At 59.4% G+C, this 16,136-nt stretch carries 19 protein-coding genes and 2 tRNA genes; 10 read left to right on the top strand and 11 right to left on the bottom strand.

All coding sequences use genetic code 11. The features are described from left to right. Positions 1-112: 112 nt before the first annotated feature. Together WDZ78_RS04090 and WDZ78_RS04085 are read right to left on the bottom strand one after the other, a co-directional pair. Positions 113-186: transfer RNA gene (locus tag WDZ78_RS04090), tRNA-Gly, on the bottom strand. 25 nt (positions 187-211) lie between these two features. Beyond that, positions 212-296: transfer RNA gene (locus tag WDZ78_RS04085), tRNA-Tyr, on the bottom strand. Positions 297-505: 209 nt separating this feature from the next. Between WDZ78_RS04085 and rlmB the strand changes: the two genes are divergently transcribed. The 4 genes from rlmB to WDZ78_RS04065 all read left to right on the top strand — a co-directional run bounded on the left by rlmB (position 506) and on the right by WDZ78_RS04065 (position 3,787). Then, positions 506-1,393, top strand: a complete 888-nt coding sequence (rlmB, locus tag WDZ78_RS04080) for a 23S rRNA (guanosine(2251)-2'-O)-methyltransferase RlmB (protein ID WP_020009380.1) — start codon at positions 506-508, stop codon at positions 1,391-1,393. A 76-nt stretch (positions 1,394-1,469) separates the two neighbouring features. Next, positions 1,470-1,862 (top strand): acyl-CoA thioesterase, encoded by a 393-nt coding sequence (locus WDZ78_RS04075; RefSeq protein WP_003507645.1) that lies wholly within the window; start codon positions 1,470-1,472, stop codon positions 1,860-1,862. A gap of 108 nt (positions 1,863-1,970) precedes the next feature. Next, entirely contained in the window at positions 1,971-2,375 is a 405-nt protein-coding gene (locus WDZ78_RS04070; protein WP_425672406.1) for a DUF2946 family protein, read from the top strand. A 47-nt stretch (positions 2,376-2,422) separates the two neighbouring features. After that, the gene (locus WDZ78_RS04065) at positions 2,423-3,787 is read left to right on the top strand and encodes a PepSY-associated TM helix domain-containing protein (RefSeq protein WP_425672405.1); all 1,365 of its coding nucleotides are present in this window, start codon (positions 2,423-2,425) and stop codon (positions 3,785-3,787) included. 68 nt (positions 3,788-3,855) lie between these two features. On the opposite strand, the gene WDZ78_RS04060 is transcribed toward WDZ78_RS04065, so the two are convergent. Then, positions 3,856-4,332, bottom strand: a complete 477-nt coding sequence (locus WDZ78_RS04060; RefSeq protein WP_020009376.1) for a nuclear transport factor 2 family protein — start codon at positions 4,330-4,332, stop codon at positions 3,856-3,858. A gap of 12 nt (positions 4,333-4,344) precedes the next feature. Then, the gene (locus tag WDZ78_RS04055) at positions 4,345-4,956 is read right to left on the bottom strand and encodes an NAD(P)-dependent oxidoreductase (RefSeq protein WP_425672404.1); all 612 of its coding nucleotides are present in this window, start codon (positions 4,954-4,956) and stop codon (positions 4,345-4,347) included. A 154-nt stretch (positions 4,957-5,110) separates the two neighbouring features. Between WDZ78_RS04055 and WDZ78_RS04050 the strand changes: the two genes are divergently transcribed. Continuing rightward, positions 5,111-5,494, top strand: a complete 384-nt coding sequence (locus WDZ78_RS04050) for a winged helix-turn-helix transcriptional regulator (RefSeq protein ID WP_003522442.1) — start codon at positions 5,111-5,113, stop codon at positions 5,492-5,494. Between the two features lie 118 nt (positions 5,495-5,612). On the opposite strand, the gene WDZ78_RS04045 is transcribed toward WDZ78_RS04050, so the two are convergent. Then, positions 5,613-6,035, bottom strand: coding sequence for a GNAT family N-acetyltransferase (locus WDZ78_RS04045; protein WP_425672691.1), 423 nt, complete (start codon positions 6,033-6,035; stop codon positions 5,613-5,615). A gap of 108 nt (positions 6,036-6,143) precedes the next feature. Beyond that, complete coding sequence (locus tag WDZ78_RS04040) at positions 6,144-6,497, bottom strand: DMT family protein (protein WP_003507620.1); 354 nt, start codon at positions 6,495-6,497, stop codon at positions 6,144-6,146. 266 nt (positions 6,498-6,763) lie between these two features. On the opposite strand from WDZ78_RS04040, the gene uvrB reads away from it, so the two are divergent. Next, positions 6,764-9,730 (top strand): excinuclease ABC subunit UvrB, encoded by a 2,967-nt coding sequence (gene uvrB, locus WDZ78_RS04035; RefSeq protein WP_425672403.1) that lies wholly within the window; start codon positions 6,764-6,766, stop codon positions 9,728-9,730. Positions 9,731-9,749: 19 nt separating this feature from the next. Here the strand turns inward: uvrB and WDZ78_RS04030 are convergent, their stop codons facing one another. Further along, a complete protein-coding gene (locus WDZ78_RS04030; protein ID WP_223564864.1) occupies positions 9,750-10,283 on the bottom strand; it encodes a hypothetical protein in 534 nt (177 codons plus the stop codon). A 256-nt stretch (positions 10,284-10,539) separates the two neighbouring features. On the opposite strand from WDZ78_RS04030, the gene WDZ78_RS04025 reads away from it, so the two are divergent. Continuing rightward, complete coding sequence (locus tag WDZ78_RS04025) at positions 10,540-11,508, top strand: alpha/beta hydrolase (RefSeq protein WP_425672402.1); 969 nt, start codon at positions 10,540-10,542, stop codon at positions 11,506-11,508. A 27-nt stretch (positions 11,509-11,535) separates the two neighbouring features. Here WDZ78_RS04025 and WDZ78_RS04020 read toward each other — a convergent pair whose 3' ends face one another. Then, complete coding sequence (locus WDZ78_RS04020) at positions 11,536-11,961, bottom strand: DUF1801 domain-containing protein (protein WP_020009369.1); 426 nt, start codon at positions 11,959-11,961, stop codon at positions 11,536-11,538. A 163-nt stretch (positions 11,962-12,124) separates the two neighbouring features. Here WDZ78_RS04020 and WDZ78_RS04015 point away from each other — a divergent pair, with 163 nt between their 5' ends. Then, positions 12,125-12,580 carry a PRC-barrel domain-containing protein gene (locus WDZ78_RS04015; protein WP_020009368.1) on the top strand — a complete coding sequence of 152 codons (456 nt, stop codon included), beginning with the start codon at positions 12,125-12,127 and terminating at the stop codon, positions 12,578-12,580. 158 nt (positions 12,581-12,738) lie between these two features. Next, positions 12,739-13,347 carry a DUF922 domain-containing Zn-dependent protease gene (locus WDZ78_RS04010; protein ID WP_425672400.1) on the top strand — a complete coding sequence of 203 codons (609 nt, stop codon included), beginning with the start codon at positions 12,739-12,741 and terminating at the stop codon, positions 13,345-13,347. Between the two features lie 7 nt (positions 13,348-13,354). On the opposite strand, the gene WDZ78_RS04005 is transcribed toward WDZ78_RS04010, so the two are convergent. Then, a complete protein-coding gene (locus tag WDZ78_RS04005) occupies positions 13,355-13,957 on the bottom strand; it encodes a J domain-containing protein (RefSeq protein WP_425672399.1) in 603 nt (200 codons plus the stop codon). Positions 13,958-14,351: 394 nt separating this feature from the next. Between WDZ78_RS04005 and WDZ78_RS04000 the strand changes: the two genes are divergently transcribed. After that, positions 14,352-14,705 (top strand): nuclear transport factor 2 family protein, encoded by a 354-nt coding sequence (locus tag WDZ78_RS04000; RefSeq protein ID WP_003507612.1) that lies wholly within the window; start codon positions 14,352-14,354, stop codon positions 14,703-14,705. A 105-nt stretch (positions 14,706-14,810) separates the two neighbouring features. On the opposite strand, the gene WDZ78_RS03995 is transcribed toward WDZ78_RS04000, so the two are convergent. Continuing rightward, entirely contained in the window at positions 14,811-15,380 is a 570-nt protein-coding gene (locus tag WDZ78_RS03995; RefSeq protein WP_026363431.1) for a hypothetical protein, read from the bottom strand. 424 nt (positions 15,381-15,804) lie between these two features. Next, on the bottom strand, positions 15,805-16,136 hold a 332-nt coding region (locus WDZ78_RS03990), incomplete at its 5' end, for a hypothetical protein (RefSeq protein ID WP_425672398.1).

The following is a 16,136-nucleotide window of genomic DNA, read 5'->3' as shown; positions in this document are numbered from 1 at the left end:
GCCGAAAACAGAACAAATCAGACTCACGGCCCGACTGAATCCGCACCCGAGAGGGACGAACGTCGCAAAATCAGTATTTGTTGAGCATCATTGATTTTGTTGGAAAGGTCGCTGGAGCGGGTAGCGGGAATCGAACCCGCGTATTCAGCTTGGAAGGCTGCTGCTCTACCATTGAGCTATACCCGCGGCGGCGATTTCGATCCGTGCAGAATGGTGGAGGGAGTTGGATTTGAACCAACGTAGGCGTAGCCAACGGATTTACAGTCCGTCCCCTTTAACCACTCGGGCATCCCTCCAGCTTTCTGCTAGGATCGAGCGACCAAGCTCTTCAGATTTCGCTGCGGCGAAGCGCCGTTGCGTCGTCTGTGGCGCGTATATGACGGCCTCGTTCGTTTCTGTCAACACGCCCTTTCACGAATTTTCGGGAAAAAATTCAAACCTCTTTACAGCCCTGTGGATTATCGCGGGGGCTGGTGCGCGGCTTCCGGCGGAGATATAAGGCGCCATGAGCAAAGACGATCCCAATAATAAATCCACCCGCGACACGCACTACGCCAACCTGCGCCGTGCCGTGCGCGACGCCAAGCGCGAGCGCGGCGAAATTCCGACCCCGCAGCAGCCGAAGCGCCGCAACCGCGGCGCCGATGACTGGAAGCCGCCGCAGCTTGCGCCAGATCAGGTGCATCTTTACGGCCTTCATACCGTGCGCGCGGCCCTTGCCAATCCCGAACGGCAGATCGTCAAGCTCTCCGTCACCCAGAACGCCTTTGCGCGACTGGATATTGGTGAGGCGGATGCGCAGCCCTTCCCGGTGGAGATGGTCTCCCCTCAGGATATCGACCGGGTGCTCGGCCCCGAGGCCATCCATCAGGGCGTGATGCTGGAAACAAGGCCGCTGCCGGTCAAGAGACTTGGCGCGCTGAAGGACAGCCCGCTCATCCTCGTGCTCGATCAGGTCACCGACCCGCACAATGTCGGCGCCATCATGCGCTCGGCAGTCGCCTTCAACGCCGGCGCGGTTATCACTACCATGCGCCACAGCCCGACCGAATCAGGCGTGCTGGCGAAATCCGCTTCCGGCGCGCTGGAACTCATTCCCTATATCCAGATCACCAATCTGGCCGATGCGCTGGGCGAGCTGCACAAGCTCGGTTTCTTCTCCGTCGGCCTGGATTCTGAAGGCCCCGCCCCCATCGAACAGACCTTCAGCGGTGAAAAAATCGCGCTGGTTCTGGGCGCCGAAGGCAAGGGACTGCGCCAGAAAACGCGCGAAACCGTCTCGGCGCTCGCCCGTCTCGACATGCCGGGCGAGATCAAATCGCTCAACGTTTCGAATGCGGCGGCCATCGCTCTTTATGCAACGCAGCAATTTCTGGGCAAAGCGTCGTCCTGACGCTTTGCCTTGCTTGCGAAATGGCAAAGCGCAACGCATGCTGCGCCTTTGTCATTCGCATGGAGCAAATCTCAACATGACCAACCCGACCATCAAACCGACCGGCGAGCTGACGCTCAGAACACTCGCCATGCCGGCCGACGCCAATCCGGCCGGTGATATTTTCGGCGGCTGGGTCATGTCACAGATGGACTTGGCGAGCGGCATCCGCGCCGCGGAACGCTCCCGCTGTCGTGTGGTCACGGCGGCGGTCAAGGAAATGGCTTTCGAACTGCCGGTGAAGATCGGCGATACCCTGTCCATCTATACTGACATCGCCCGCGTTGGCCGCACCTCCATCACGCTCACGGTGGAAGCCTGGGCGCAGCGGTCGCGTTATGACAAGCTGGAGAAAGTCACCGCCGGAACCTTCATCATGGTGGCGATGGACGAAAACGGACAACCCACGCCCATTCCCGCAGCGGAATAATCGCGTTGCGGCGCTGGGATCCAGTGCCGCTCTCAGCTCCCTGTTGTTTCTCCCCCGCCGTCATTGTGTCGCGGTGACATCTCGCCGCAAATATGACATTCCAATTCCATGGGATTCATTCGCAGGATCATGCAGGACAGGAGTTCGGCTGGCGCCATCGCCATGCTGGCGGTTCTGCTTTTCCTTTTGCAGGGTCTCGCCAATGGCCTGACCAGCGGCAATATGGCGATGGCCGCGCTGGCGGCGGATGAGATCATCTGTTCCAGCCATATGCCTGAAGGCGGCTCGGATAAACAGGACCCGGCGGGCAAGATCGCCGATGACTGCTGCGGCACGCTCTGCCGTCTGGCCTCGGCCACAGTCGCCGCTCTTCCGGTTATTCCCGTCGAAGGCGCGGATAACATTCTTCCTGCGGTCGAAGTCGCCTTTCAGAATTTCGACGCAGCGTTACCGCCATCACCGCCCAATCTGGAATCGCGCCCACGCGCGCCGCCCTTCGCTCCGCAGCGCTAGAACACTGTCCGGCCAGCCGGAAAATCAATTCTCTTGCGGAGACATCCATGTCCGTTACGACCTCTTTCGAGGGCGAGCGTGCGCCTGCGCATTCCTCGTCCGCCAATCTTTACCGCGCCGTGTGGCGTTGGCATTTTTATGCCGGTCTCCTCGTCTTGCCCTTCATGATATCGCTCGCCGTCACCGGCGCGCTTTATCTCTTCCGGGACGAATTCGACAATCTCATCCATTCGGACCTGAAACGCATCGAGGTGGTGCAAAACGCGCCCAAAACCCTGCCTTCCGAGATCGTGGCCGCAGCGCTCGCGGCCGTTCCCGGCACCGCCGTCAAATACACGACACCGACCGATCCGGGCGCTTCGACAGAAATCACCGTCAGTAGCGCGTCTGGAAAGCAGGCCGTCTACGTCAACCCTTACACTGCTGAGGTGGTCGGGTCCCTGCCGGATCGCGGCACAATCATGTGGGCGATCCGTTATCTCCACAGCCTGAAATATTTCGGCGCCTATGCCCGCTATCTGATCGAGATCGCAGCCGGCTGGTCCATTCTTCTCGTCGCCACCGGCGTCTATCTCTGGTGGCCGCGAAAGCAGACAGGCGGTGTCGTGACCGTGCGCGGCACCCCGAAAAAGCGGGTCTTCTGGCGCGACACCCATGCCGTCACCGGCATTTTCGTAGGCTTTTTCATCGTCTTTCTTGCGGTCACCGGCATGCCCTGGTCGGGCGTGTGGGGCGCGAAGGTCAATGAATGGGCGAATGGCAGCAACTTCGGATATCCGGCGGGCATCCGCACCGATGTTCCGATGTCCGGAGACCATCTCGATCACATGGCGAAGACAAGCTGGTCGCTGGAGCAGGCAAAAATACCGGAATCCACCACCGCCTCCGAAGGCCAGCCGATCGGAATCGACGAGGCGATCGCACGTTTCGACGCACTCGGCCTTGCCGCCGGTTATGCCGTCGCCCTGCCGGGAAAACCGACCGGCGTCTATAGCGGCTCGGTCTATCCCGATGATCTCGGTCAACAGCGCGTTGTGCACCTTGATCAATATAGCGGAGAGCCGTTGATCGACATGAGCTACGCCGATTACGGCCCGCTCGGCAAGGCGCTGGAATGGGGCATCAATGTACATCTGGGCCAGCAATATGGCCTCGCCAACCAGATCGTGCTTCTGGCGGCCTGTATCGGCATTGTGCTGCTTGCCGTGTCCGCCGGCGTCATGTGGTGGAAACGCCGTCCGAAAGGGTCGCTTGGGGTCCCACCCCTGCCGCAGGAAAGACGCGTGCTTCGCGGCCTGCTCGTCATGCTCGCCATCGGCGGCGTCATTTTCCCGCTGGTGGGCGCAAGTCTGCTGGTCATGCTCGTGCTGGACCTGATCATACAGTCCCGCCAGAAACGGCGCGTAATCTGAAAACGGAAACAGCCGGGCGAAAATCCCGGCTGTTTCCCTGTCATAGGTGAAGCGTCAAGAGACTGGCCTCAGAACATCGTATTATTGTTCGCCGCCGTTTCCGGAACGGGCTGGATCACGTCCCAGTGCTCGGTGATCTTGCCGTCGGTGACGCGGAAGATATCGACGATGGCCGTACCGCGATCGCCGTCTTTTTCGGTCGAATGAATGTGCAGATAGACGAGATCGCCATCCGTGGCGCTGCGCACGATGCGCGCCTTCGACTGCGGGTTTTCCTTGAAGTGGCCGGTGAAATAATCCACGAACGGCTTCTTGCCATCCGGCACCATGGGGTTGTGCTGCTTGTAGCTGTCGACAATGACGGCAGCCCCCTTTTCCACTTCATGCTTGTTGAAGACGGTATCGTAAAACTCGATCACCAGTTTGCGGTTGGCCTCTTCACGGGCGAGATCGCGCGTTGCGGTTTGCGCCAAAACCGGTGCGGCCATCAGCGCGGGCGCAAGGGCAAGGGTGGCGATGGCAAGACGACGTGTCACGAAATTCATGGGCGATACCTCTCAATAACCGACGGTGAAACGCTGGCGGGAATGCTGCGGCTTCTCGATTTCATCGACAAGCGCAATCGCATAGTCTTCGAAGGAAATGCGGCTGCCCTCACCATTGCTGAGGAGATTATCCTTGCCGATGCGGAATTTGCCCGTTCTTTCACCCGGCAAGAATTCGGCGGATGGCGACAGGAAGGTCCAGTCGAGCTGCTTTTCCTGCTTCAGCAGGTCCAGGAACTCCGCACCCTTGGTGGCTTCGGCCTTGTAGGCGGCCGGGAAATCCGGCAGGTCGACCACGCGCTGGCCCGGTGCGATTTCAAGGCTGCCGGCGCCGCCGACCACGAGATAACGCTGAACGCCGGAGGCCCGCACGGCCTCGATCAGCGTTGCGGGATCGCTGGCGGTGAAATGGACCGAGCTGATCACGGCATCGTGACCCTTCAGCAGGTCAGAAAGCCCTGCCTGATCAAAAGCATCGCCCTTCTTTGCCACCACACCAGGCAGGCTGGCGATCTTTTCGGGATTGCGGGCGATCGCCGTCACCGGATGCCCCCGGTCGGAAAGTTCCTTCAGAATACGGGACCCGGCATTGCCGGAAGCGCCGATGAGCGCGATTTTAGCCATGGCTTCTTTCCTTTATCACTGACGTTAACGGTCTAAATTATAGACCGCAAAGAAGAGCTATGGTATCGCAGCCTTAGCCGCAAGAAGTCAGCGGCGGCTGATCTGGTCACATGGCGATGACCTGCAGGGGTAAAACGGGTAAGGGGATAAGGACATGGCGGATACGCAAACGAAAGAAGTTTTTGCCTTCGATCAGCCCTGCCCCATCCGCGACGTGCTGGACCGCATCGGCGATCAATGGAGCCTTTTGGTTCTCGAAGCCCTGCAGGGCGGCGTGCTGCGCTTTAACGAACTGAACCGCAGGATCGACGACATTTCCAAGCAGATGTTGTCGCGCACGCTGAAGCGGCTGGAAGAGGATGGCTTCATCCGTCGCACGCTTTATGCCGAGGTGCCGCCGCGCGTGGAATATGAACTGACCAATCTCGGCCGCTCGTTTCTCGTGCCGATGCAATTGCTGGTGCAATGGGCGGACGAAAACCACGTCCGCATCTGCAAGGCCCGCCTGCAATATTCCGAAAACGACAATCGCAGCTGACTGGAAGCAGGGCATCCAGAGCATTTCCAGTAAAAGTGCGTAGCGGTTTTACGTCCGGATAATGCGGTAAACAAAGAGATGGAGCACGTCCGACGCTTCCGTTTAAACCGGGCGTGCCCTAGCCCAGCCGGTAGACCTTGCAGACCAGCCCTTCCGGCTGGCGATAGGTTGTGAAGCCCATGGCGTCATAATAACCCTGCCCGAGCATGTTGTCCGCGCCGATGCTGGCATCGATATTCTTGAGGCCCCGCGCCTCTGCCGCCCTTCGTGTTGCCGCGAAGAGGGCGGATCCTACTCCTCTTCGCGCCGCCTGCGGGCTGACATGGGTGCCGATGATGCCCCAGCCTTCCGCCACGCCATAGGGATTGTCCGCCCGCGCATAACGCAGCGACTGGAACCCCAGAATGCGCCCGTCGTCGTCCTCGGCGATCGAACATTCGATACGATCGGCGTGCTGGATATAATTCTCCAGCACCGCCGTAATATCCGTCGGCGCTTTTCGGAGGCCGGCCGAGAATATCTCGTTCTGGACCACAGCCATTCCTGTCGCATCGTCCACTCTTGCAGGCCGTATTTTCATCGATACATCACCTCATACCCGTTGCGACTGGTTTCGGGCCGGCAAAGCGCCGGTCTCTTTCGTTTGTCTTCAGGAGCGGAAAATGAAGGAAGCGCCGAAAGCGATCAGCGCAAAACCGATCACGTGATTGATGGTGATGCTTTCCTTCAGCCAGAAGATCGAAAACAGCGCGAAGACCGCGAGCGTGATGACTTCCTGAATGGTCTTGAGCTGCGCGGTGGAATAAACCTCCGAGCCTATGCGGTTCGCGGGAACGGCCAGCACATATTCGAAGAACGCGATACCCCAGCTGGCGACAATAGCCAGGAAAAGCGCGCTGCCCTTGTGCTTGAGATGGCCGTACCAGGCAAAAGTCATGAAAACATTGGAGGCGATAAGCATCAGGACAGGCCAGATGTGGGCAGGGCTGATTGAGAACGGCATGATGGGTCCTGAAAAAAGGGAGGGATGTCATGAAATGCAGTATAAAAAGCAGTCTGAAGGTAACCGTCATTCTGCCCGTATGGATTTGCTCTAGCGCATCCGCCCGAAAACCGGAATCGATTTTCTGCAGATTTTAGCAAAGCTGTCTTCAGCCGCTACGCAACGCATCCGGCCGAATTTTGTTCCGCACGCTTCGTTTCCTTTTTGTACTCATTTTTTCGCAGCATCCCCTTCACTTTGTGCGTGACTCCCTCCATATTTCGCCCATGGCCAGATCACCAAAAAACTCCACCTCCTCGCCCTCGGGCTTCGAGGAAGCTCCGCAATCGTCCTTCGAAGGCGCGCCGCTCAGCGGCAGCGTCTCCGATTGGGTGAAGCAGCTTGAGGCGGAAGCGGAGGCATCCTCCGTGGAAACCCAGCGCGAAATCGCCTCGAAGGCGGGCAAGCACCGCAAGAAGATCGAGATCGAAGCGCGCAAGGACGCGGAGAAGGCCGCCTCGAAGACGGCCAAGAACACCACGGCCTCCAAGACCGCCCGCGGTGTTTCCATCGGCGCATCGAGCGATCCGAAAACCCGCGCCGCCGCCGGCCTTAATCCGGTCGCCGGTATGGACGTATCGCTGGAAGACGCCGCCAACCTCGCGCCGGGGGCCGTCACCGCAACGGTGGACGCGCTGTCGAAGCTGATCGAGAGCGGCAATCCGCTGTTCAAGGACGGCAAGCTCTGGACGCCGCACCGCCCGGCCCGGCCGCCGAAATCGGAAGGCGGCGTCGCCATCCGCATGGACTCGGAGTACCAGCCCGCCGGCGACCAGCCGACGGCCATCAACGACCTCGTGGAAGGCATCAATTCCGGCGAGCGCAGCCAGGTCCTGCTCGGCGTCACCGGCTCCGGCAAGACCTTCACCATGGCCAAGGTGATCGAGGCCACGCAGCGCCCGGCTGTCATTCTCGCGCCCAACAAGACGCTGGCCGCGCAGCTCTATTCGGAGTTCAAGAACTTCTTCCCCGACAATGCGGTGGAATATTTCGTCTCCTACTACGATTATTACCAGCCGGAAGCCTATGTGCCGCGCTCCGACACCTTCATCGAGAAGGAATCCTCGATCAACGAGCAGATCGACCGGATGCGCCACTCCGCCACCCGCTCGCTGCTGGAACGCGACGACTGCATCATCGTCGCCTCGGTTTCCTGCATCTACGGTATCGGTTCGGTGGAGACCTACACCGCCATGACCTTCCAGATGCAGGTCGGCGACCGGCTGGACCAGCGCCAGCTTCTGGCCGACCTCGTGGCCCAGCAATACAAACGCCGCGACATGGATTTCCAGCGCGGTTCGTTCCGCGTGCGCGGTGACACCATCGAAATTTTCCCCGCCCACCTTGAGGATGCCGCCTGGCGTATCTCGATGTTCGGCGACGAAATCGATTCCATTACCGAATTCGACCCGCTGACCGGCCAGAAGACCGGTGACCTGCAATCCGTCAAGATCTACGCCAATTCGCACTATGTCACCCCGCGCCCGACGCTGAACGGCGCGATCAAGTCGATCAAGGAAGAGCTGAAGGTCCGTCTCGCCGAGCTGGAAAAGGCAGGACGTCTGCTGGAAGCCCAGAGGCTTGAGCAGCGCACCCGCTACGATATCGAGATGCTGGAAGCGACCGGCTCCTGCGCCGGTATCGAAAACTATTCGCGTTATCTCACCGGCCGCAATCCCGGCGAACCACCGCCGACGCTGTTCGAATATATCCCTGATAACGCGCTGCTGTTTATCGACGAAAGCCACGTCTCGGTCAGCCAGATCGGCGGCATGTATCGCGGCGACTTCAGGCGCAAGGCGACGCTGGCCGAATACGGCTTCCGCCTGCCCTCCTGCATGGATAACCGCCCGCTGCGCTTCGAGGAATGGGATGCGATGCGGCCGCTGACAGTCGCGGTTTCGGCTACGCCCGGCTCGTGGGAAATGGAACAGTCCGGCGGCGTCTTTGCCGAACAGGTCATCCGCCCGACCGGCCTCATCGATCCGCCGGTGGAGGTTCGTTCCGCCCGTAGCCAGGTGGACGATGTTCTCGGTGAAATCCGCGAGACAGCCGCCAAAGGCTATCGCACCCTCTGCACCGTGCTGACGAAACGCATGGCCGAGGACCTGACCGAATATCTGCACGAACAGGGCGTTCGCGTGCGCTATATGCACTCGGATATCGACACGCTGGAGCGCATCGAGATCATCCGCGACCTGCGCCTCGGCGCTTTCGACGTGCTGGTTGGTATCAACCTCTTGCGCGAAGGCCTCGACATTCCCGAATGCGGTTTCGTGGCGATCCTCGATGCCGACAAGGAAGGCTTCCTGCGTTCGGAAACTTCGCTGATCCAGACCATCGGCCGCGCCGCCCGTAACGTCGACGGCAAGGTCATCCTTTATGCCGACAACATCACCGGCTCGATGAAGCGGGCGATGGAGGAAACCTCCCGCCGCCGCGAAAAGCAAATGGCCTATAACGCCGAGCACGGCATCACGCCGGAATCGGTCAAGGCGAAGATCTCCGATATTCTTGATTCTGTTTATGAGCGGGACCACGTCAGGGCCGATATATCAGGCGCGTCCGGCAAGGGCTTCGCCGATGGCGGCCATCTGGTCGGCAACAATCTGCAGTCCCATCTCAACGCGCTGGAAAAATCCATGCGCGACGCCGCAGCAGATCTGGACTTCGAAAAGGCCGCCCGCCTGCGCGACGAAATCAAACGCCTCAAGGCCGCCGAACTCGCCACCATGGACGACCCCATGGCGAAGGAAGAGGCCCGCGCCATCGAAGGCGGCGGAAAAAACAACAGACGCAGCCACTTGTCGATCTCCCCGCCTGAGGGGGAGACATCCGGCAGGACGGAGGCGGGCGCCGCGCCGAACGAAAGCGGCAAATCCCTTTTCACCAAACCCTCACTGGATGAAATGGGCCCCGGCTCAGATGCGGGAAAACCGCTGTTCCGCAGGAACACGCTGGACGAGATGACCGTGGGCAGAACCGAAAAGCCCGTGCGCAGCGCAGTACCAGACAAGCCCGAGACCGAATCCGGCAAACGCTTCTCACCGCTCATGGAAGGCCAGCCGGAGCGTGCTACCGATGATCCGCGACCACTGGTGCGCGGCAAGATCGGCGCGGGGTCCTATGAAGACGCCGGCGAGCAGAAGCGCAAAAGCCGGACGAAGGGCAAGACGGGCCGACCGGGGCGCTAACGCGCCCCGGCAACGGCGATCAGTTTTCGCACTGTCTGATCCGCGCCGCGACCTGGCCCGCACCAAACACTTTCGTCAGATCCGCATCCACGGTCATGGCAATGTAGTCTTCATTTTCCGCAGGCTTGATGTAAGTCGAGAAATAGACCGGGCCGGTCGGGAGAACGCCTGTGACACAGGCGCGCAATATCTCGATCTCCGTACTCCCCCTGATGCGCGGCCCCTCGATGCGGGAAAGGCGCACCTTCTCCTGCAATGTTGCAAGCCTTGAAACCTCCTCAGGCTTTATTCTCCACACGCTTGTGGCGGTTCCCTCCCGCTTTTCCGCGTGGAACTGCGCGCGGGCGGCGGCGTCCTTATCCTCGATCAACGCAAACGTCTCGACAGTCTCGCCCTTTACGCCGTCTGTAACGCTGCGAATAATCATCACCGCATCACCGGAACCCAATGACAGATGGGCAGGAAGCTGCAGCCCTACACGCACATGCTCGAAATTCATCGTCAGAAAGTCGAGCCGCATCAGCTTGGGAATACTCGAGATGGGCGTGGTCATGCAGCCGGTAAGGAGAAAAAGTAAAATAAGCGAGCGTGTGAAACGCGATAATATCAATGTCACCATGTTTTAAATCCAAAATTATCAAATGTGCGCAATGGCCTTGGCGGGAACAATCCTTCCCGGACCTGAGACCGTCATACCGGTCCGCAGATGTGAGGGAATGACATTGCAGCAGCGTTACGTCTTCCGGAACTCACGGTTCCCTTGAACGTTGACCGCCCTTATGGAATGGCAAGCAGTATGGAGACACGGCATGCATCTCAGAAATCTGGCGCTCTCATACCTTTTCCTCTCCTGCACCCCGAGCTTTGCCGGCCAGATCGAGGATGCCACCTTCCACAGCGCGGCCCTCAACGCGCCGCTTCCCGTCAATATCTACCGCCCGGATGGCGCTCCACCGGAAAACGGCTGGCCGGTGCTCTACCTCCTGCACGGCCATGATGGTGACCAGAATAGCTGGCGCGATCTCGGCAATATCGAAAAGACGCTCGATACGCTCATCGAGGCCGGCGCCATACGCCCGCTTGTCGTCGTCATGCCTGGTGTCAAGAACAGCTGGTATGTGGATTCCACCGCCGTGGGCGGTCCCGGCGATTACGAAACCGCCCTGACCAGCGATCTGCGCCACCAGATCGAAAAAACACTGCCGGTGCGGAAAGATCGGGAAGGCCGCGCCATTGCCGGCCTCTCCATGGGCGGCTTCGGCGCCCTGCATCTCGCCTATGGCCACGAGGACCTCTATGGCGCCGTCGCCAACCTGTCGGGCGCCATCTGGCAGAATGTCCCTGCCGCCGATCTCGACAAGACACCTGCCGAACTCAAGCTCATTCAGGACAGTGCTTTCTTTCACCGGGTTGACCGCGCCACCGTTACAAGCGGCATCGTGCTGCCCTCAACCGGCGACCATTTCTCCGGCGCCTTCGGCACGCCTTTCGATGCAAGGCTCTTCAACGAAAAGAACGTCTTCACCCTCGTGGCGCAGCATGTCGCCGAAAGCCAGGATCTGCCCGCCACCTATCTGACCGTTGGAGACGATGACGGCTTCTTCCTCTGGCGCGGCGCCATCGCCCTGCATGAGACGCTACAGGCCGACAAGCGCAAATCCGAATTGCGCGTGACCGATGGCGATCACGTCTGGTCGGTATGGAAAGTTTCGATCATCGATGCACTGAAGTTTATCGATGGGGAGTGGGACAAGGCCGCAGACATAGCCCGGGACTGAGGCATCGCCCTCCCACCACCGGTTTCATCACTTTCCGGCCCGTTTCTTCCCGCTTGCCACCGCCACATTCAACGCCACCGCCGCCCGGATCAGCGCCGCCAGCGCCTTCTCATCCACGACATCTCCCTCGTGAAAATCGATCGCCCGCCGGGTATTGCCCTCCAGACTTGAATTGAACAGCCCCGCGGGGTCCTCCAGCGAAGCGCCCTTCGCAAATGTCATCTTCACGGCGCTTTTGTAGGTTTCGCCCGTGCAGAGAATGCCTGCGTGTGACCAGACCGGCACGCCGCGCCATTTCACTTCTTCGATAACATCGGGATCCGCCTTCCCGATCACCGCACGGATATGCGCAAGCGTGTCGCCGCGCCAGTCGCCCAGCTCTGCAATTTTCCGGTCGATGACCTCGGATGCCGCAGCCTCTTCCGCCGCTTTCTCCGTCACAGTTTTTGCCATTATACCCTCCCGATTTTGCCGCGCTGCCGCTCCCGGCCTGCTTCACATCTGTTCCGGTTTTCAGCATAAACCAAAATTTCCTGCGCTCCCATGCGGAACCAAATTCGCCCTTCACCGTTTCTTCCCCGAACGCAACGTTCAGCATACAAAGGGAAGAAACGTCATGAAAATCAATGTCATCGCTCTCGCTGCCGCAGCAGCGCTCTCCTCTTCCGTGGCTTTTGCCCAGACGGCAACCACGGCTCCTGCTGCCGGCGCGGACGCCACTTTGTCCGGCCCTGGAATCACCATGGGCACCAAGGCCACCGGCCCGCTGAAGTTCGTCAATGTCCAGAAGACCGATCTCACCGCCTCCCAGCTTGATGGCATGGACATCTATAACGCCCAGAACGAAAACATCGGCGAAATCGAAGATGTCGTCATCGGCGACGGCAAGTCGGTGATCGGCCTTGTCGCCAGCGTCGGCGGCTTCCTTGGCATCGACAAAAGCTATGTGGTTCTCGACCCCGCTTCCGTCGCCGTCCACAACGACAACGGCACCTGGAAGGCCTATGTCGACACCACCAAGGACGCACTGCAGAACGCGCCCAAGCTCGATTACGACAAGCTGGACGACTGATTACCCCTGCAGTCGTACGCTTGTCTCCCCCGCGCCGAGGCGCGGGGGTTTTCGTGTGGATTATTCCACGCAGGAGCTGGCGATCCTCGCCCGCTTCCCCTTGCCTGACCGCCTGCCCCTCGCCTATCTTCGGCGCGCAAACCACCAAGGATCGATGCGTGCCCGCCCATAGTCTTTTTCCCCTTTCCGTCAGCGCCGCCCTGTTGCTGAGCGCCCTTCCGCTGTCAGCGCAGTCCGCCGGCTGGAAACCCGCCGAGCAGATAAAGACCTATGCCATCACCGGTAATTCGGGTGGTGCGCTTTACCAGTCGATCGGCGAGCGCGGCCCCACTGCCGGCGTGCAGGCCATTGCCCACACCACCTTCAAGCTGACATGGCGGCGGGATTATCGTCCGCAGCCGGATGGCGCCTGTATTCTCGCCACAGCAAGACCCAATCTCACCATCATCTACACCTGGCCAAAAGCGCCGGCCAATTTGCCGCCGGCCGTCGCCACGAGCTGGAAGACCTTCATTTCCGGCGTGGAAACCCATGAGCGCGTCCATGGCGAGCACATCCTCGACATGGTGAAGAAGATCGAAGCCTTCAGCACCGGCCTGAGGGCGGAAAACGACCCTAAATGTCAGAAGGTGCGCGTCGTGCTGCAGCAGCGGCTGGGCGAACTCTCCAACGAGCAGCGCCAGCGCGGCCGCGATTTCGACCGCGACGAGCTCTCCCCGGGCGGACGGGTGCACCAGCTCATTCTTGCCCTCGTCAACGGGCCGTGACGGGCGGTTATTCCGCCGCCTCGCCTTTCAGCAAGGGCTCGGCCAGCATCACGCTCTCCAACTCATAGGAATAGCCCTCGAGCATCGTATAGGCCTGTTCGATCGCCTCGATCTGGGATTCGGCATTGCGGATCGCTTCAGCGATGGATTGGCTGCGGGCGCGCAGCATGGAACTCAGCACATCGGTTTCCGGCTTGCGGCCGAGACGGTCCATATGTTTGCGAACACGGGTGCGGTGCCGTTCCAGTTCGAGAATATGGAAACGGCTTTTCAGAATATCGTCGGTCAGCTTGCGGCGCATGGCGGCCACGGGGTCGAAACTGCCGGGCTCGCGTTCGTCCAGAATGAACTCGTTGACCAGCGTTTCCAGCATCAGCAGGCCCTTCAGGTCCTTGGCGTCGGCAAGCTGCGGGTCATAGCCGGTATCGTCGAACACCTTGCGGCGCACCGGATCCTTCAGAAGCTCATAGGCGGTTTGCAGGCGCGCGAACTGCTCGGCGTCGCCGCCGCTATCGGGGTGGGCGGCCTTGGCCACCTTGCGGTAAGCCGATTTGATCGCCGCCTCGTCGGCATCGCGCTCCACGCCAAGCAAAACATAGGGATCAATCACAAAAACACCTTCAAACGCAAACTGTTACCCGCACACCTGATGCCACCCTCATAAGGCCTGCGGGTGGATCATAGGCCAAATCCGCCCGGCACGGCACCCCGCCCCGGCGGTTAAACCGGCAAAGCCCACACAAAAGCCTTGCCGCAGGCGGCAGGAAGACCGGCGGAAAGCCCTTGAGGCCGAAATTTGTCCGACCCAAGGCGACTATAATGACGGGCAGGACAAAATTGTGGAAAGCGGCGGCAAAACATGCCGCCCCCTGCGGCGCCGCATTTGCCGCAGCCCGCCGCAAACCGTTCTGAAAAAGCGTAACCGGCACGTTTTCAGGAGGTTATGGTGGAACCTCGCCAACGGGTGTAAGCTTGGCTTTTGGATCCTGAGGGAGGACGATCCGATGCCGCAAACCATCACCCAGACCGTCACGGACTACATTCACGCCATGGCCTATGCGGATGAAAGCCTGATGCGTGACGTTTTCGACCCGCGCGCCAGCATCGTTGGAACCTTCGAAGGCGAAATCGAATGGTTGTCCCTGGAGGACTTTGTTGACCACATGCGCAAAAGCGAACGTGGCCTCCCCGATCACGACCCCGCTTTCGAAATCATGGGTATCGACAAGGAGGGCGACAGCGCCTCGGTGAAACTGACGACCCGCTTCGACGGCATGGATTTTTATGAATATTTGTCCCTGCTGGAACGCGACGGCAACTGGTCGATCGTGCACAAGCTTTATCACGTAAAGCCATAGGGATTTTTAAAACCGCCACCCCGCATTGTGCGCTTCCGCCCGCTCGCGTTCCACTCTCAGCGACGGGCCATAGTTGCGATTCTGGTTACCTTGCCGCTGGAAGAACTAAAACAGATCGCTGTAGATCGCCGTAATCCAGAGCGCGTTAACGAAGAGCCAGACAACACCGAGCCACATGATTTTGCGGCTGCTATCGGTTCTCATTGCCACAACAGCAATCAGCAGGCCGCCGACTATCCTTGCCAGATACCATGGCCCGAGCTGTTCAAAGTGCTCCTTCCCCTTGATGTAGGTGTCCATTAGATCGAAGACGAACGAGGCGGCAAACAAGGCAAAAAACGCATGCCGCCTGCGCACGAAAAAACTTTCCCGCTCGGACAACTCCTGAATGTGATCGGGATAAAGCAGCGTCGACATCAAAAAGAAGAGCGACGTGTAAACCAGAACGAAGATGTAAATCCAGAAATTCCAGTTATGGATGAGCCGCAGGGCAAATTCCCACCACCAGAAGTGGACCGCTCCGAGAAGCAGAACAATCGACCAGACGATCTGCGCGTGCATGCGATCGGTTTTTTGCGGCTCCTGCAGCCTTCTGGAAAGACCGGACAACACTCTGGTGATTGCAAGGCCGAGGATAAGGCTAACCAATATCCGCAAATGACCGTATGCATCCATGGGAAGCGCCCGCTGTTGCTCAACTTATCGCTGAACAATATGCTTAAACCCGCAGGCTTTACAATCATCCTGAAAGACCAGGCAATAAAGGGGCCTGTCTCGCGCCACAGACTAAGCGGCAATCCAGTCGCCCTGTTGGGCGAATTGCCGCCGCATCACTGGATCGGCAGACCAATCCGAGGTGGCAAGGTCATATTCGGCGGACGCTTACGATCCGCCGTTTTTCTTTTCGTTCTTCGCTTGATCGTGATGCCATTTAATGGCGAAGAACATGCCCGTGCCTAACACGAGAATCTTGAGCGGAAAGACGACTATAGGGAACCAGTCTACCCAATCCCAATCCATCATTTTGCATATTTCCAGGCTGTTGCTTGACACTATCTGTCGTGAGGATCGCTACCTCAAAACTGCTCCTGCAACAACTTCATATGCGCGGTCCTTTTGACGCAGCCCCGCCGGTCAACTTCATCTGCGGTTGTCGTGCCGGCCGCTCCCGCCACTCGAAAAGCGCTTCCCCTGGCGAAAACCTTGCCCGCGCCCTGCCCGAAATTCTTGTCTTTCTTGCTTGGCGCATCCTGGTGAATTCATTCAGACAGAACTGGACGCCGAGCGGCTTCACATCATCATGGCGCAGGGAGACGCGCTGGCGACGGACTGTAAAATGCGCCACGCAGTAAAACGGATGATTTTGAAGGGAAAGATAAAGCATTGATAAACAATGAGAAAACTGGTGCCCCCGACAAGGTTCGAACTCGT

The sequence above is a fragment of the Agrobacterium sp. M50-1 genome, assembly GCF_049843495.1.
Taxonomy (GTDB): domain Bacteria; phylum Pseudomonadota; class Alphaproteobacteria; order Rhizobiales; family Rhizobiaceae; genus Agrobacterium; species Agrobacterium radiobacter.
This window is presented reverse-complemented; position numbering and strand designations above follow the sequence as displayed.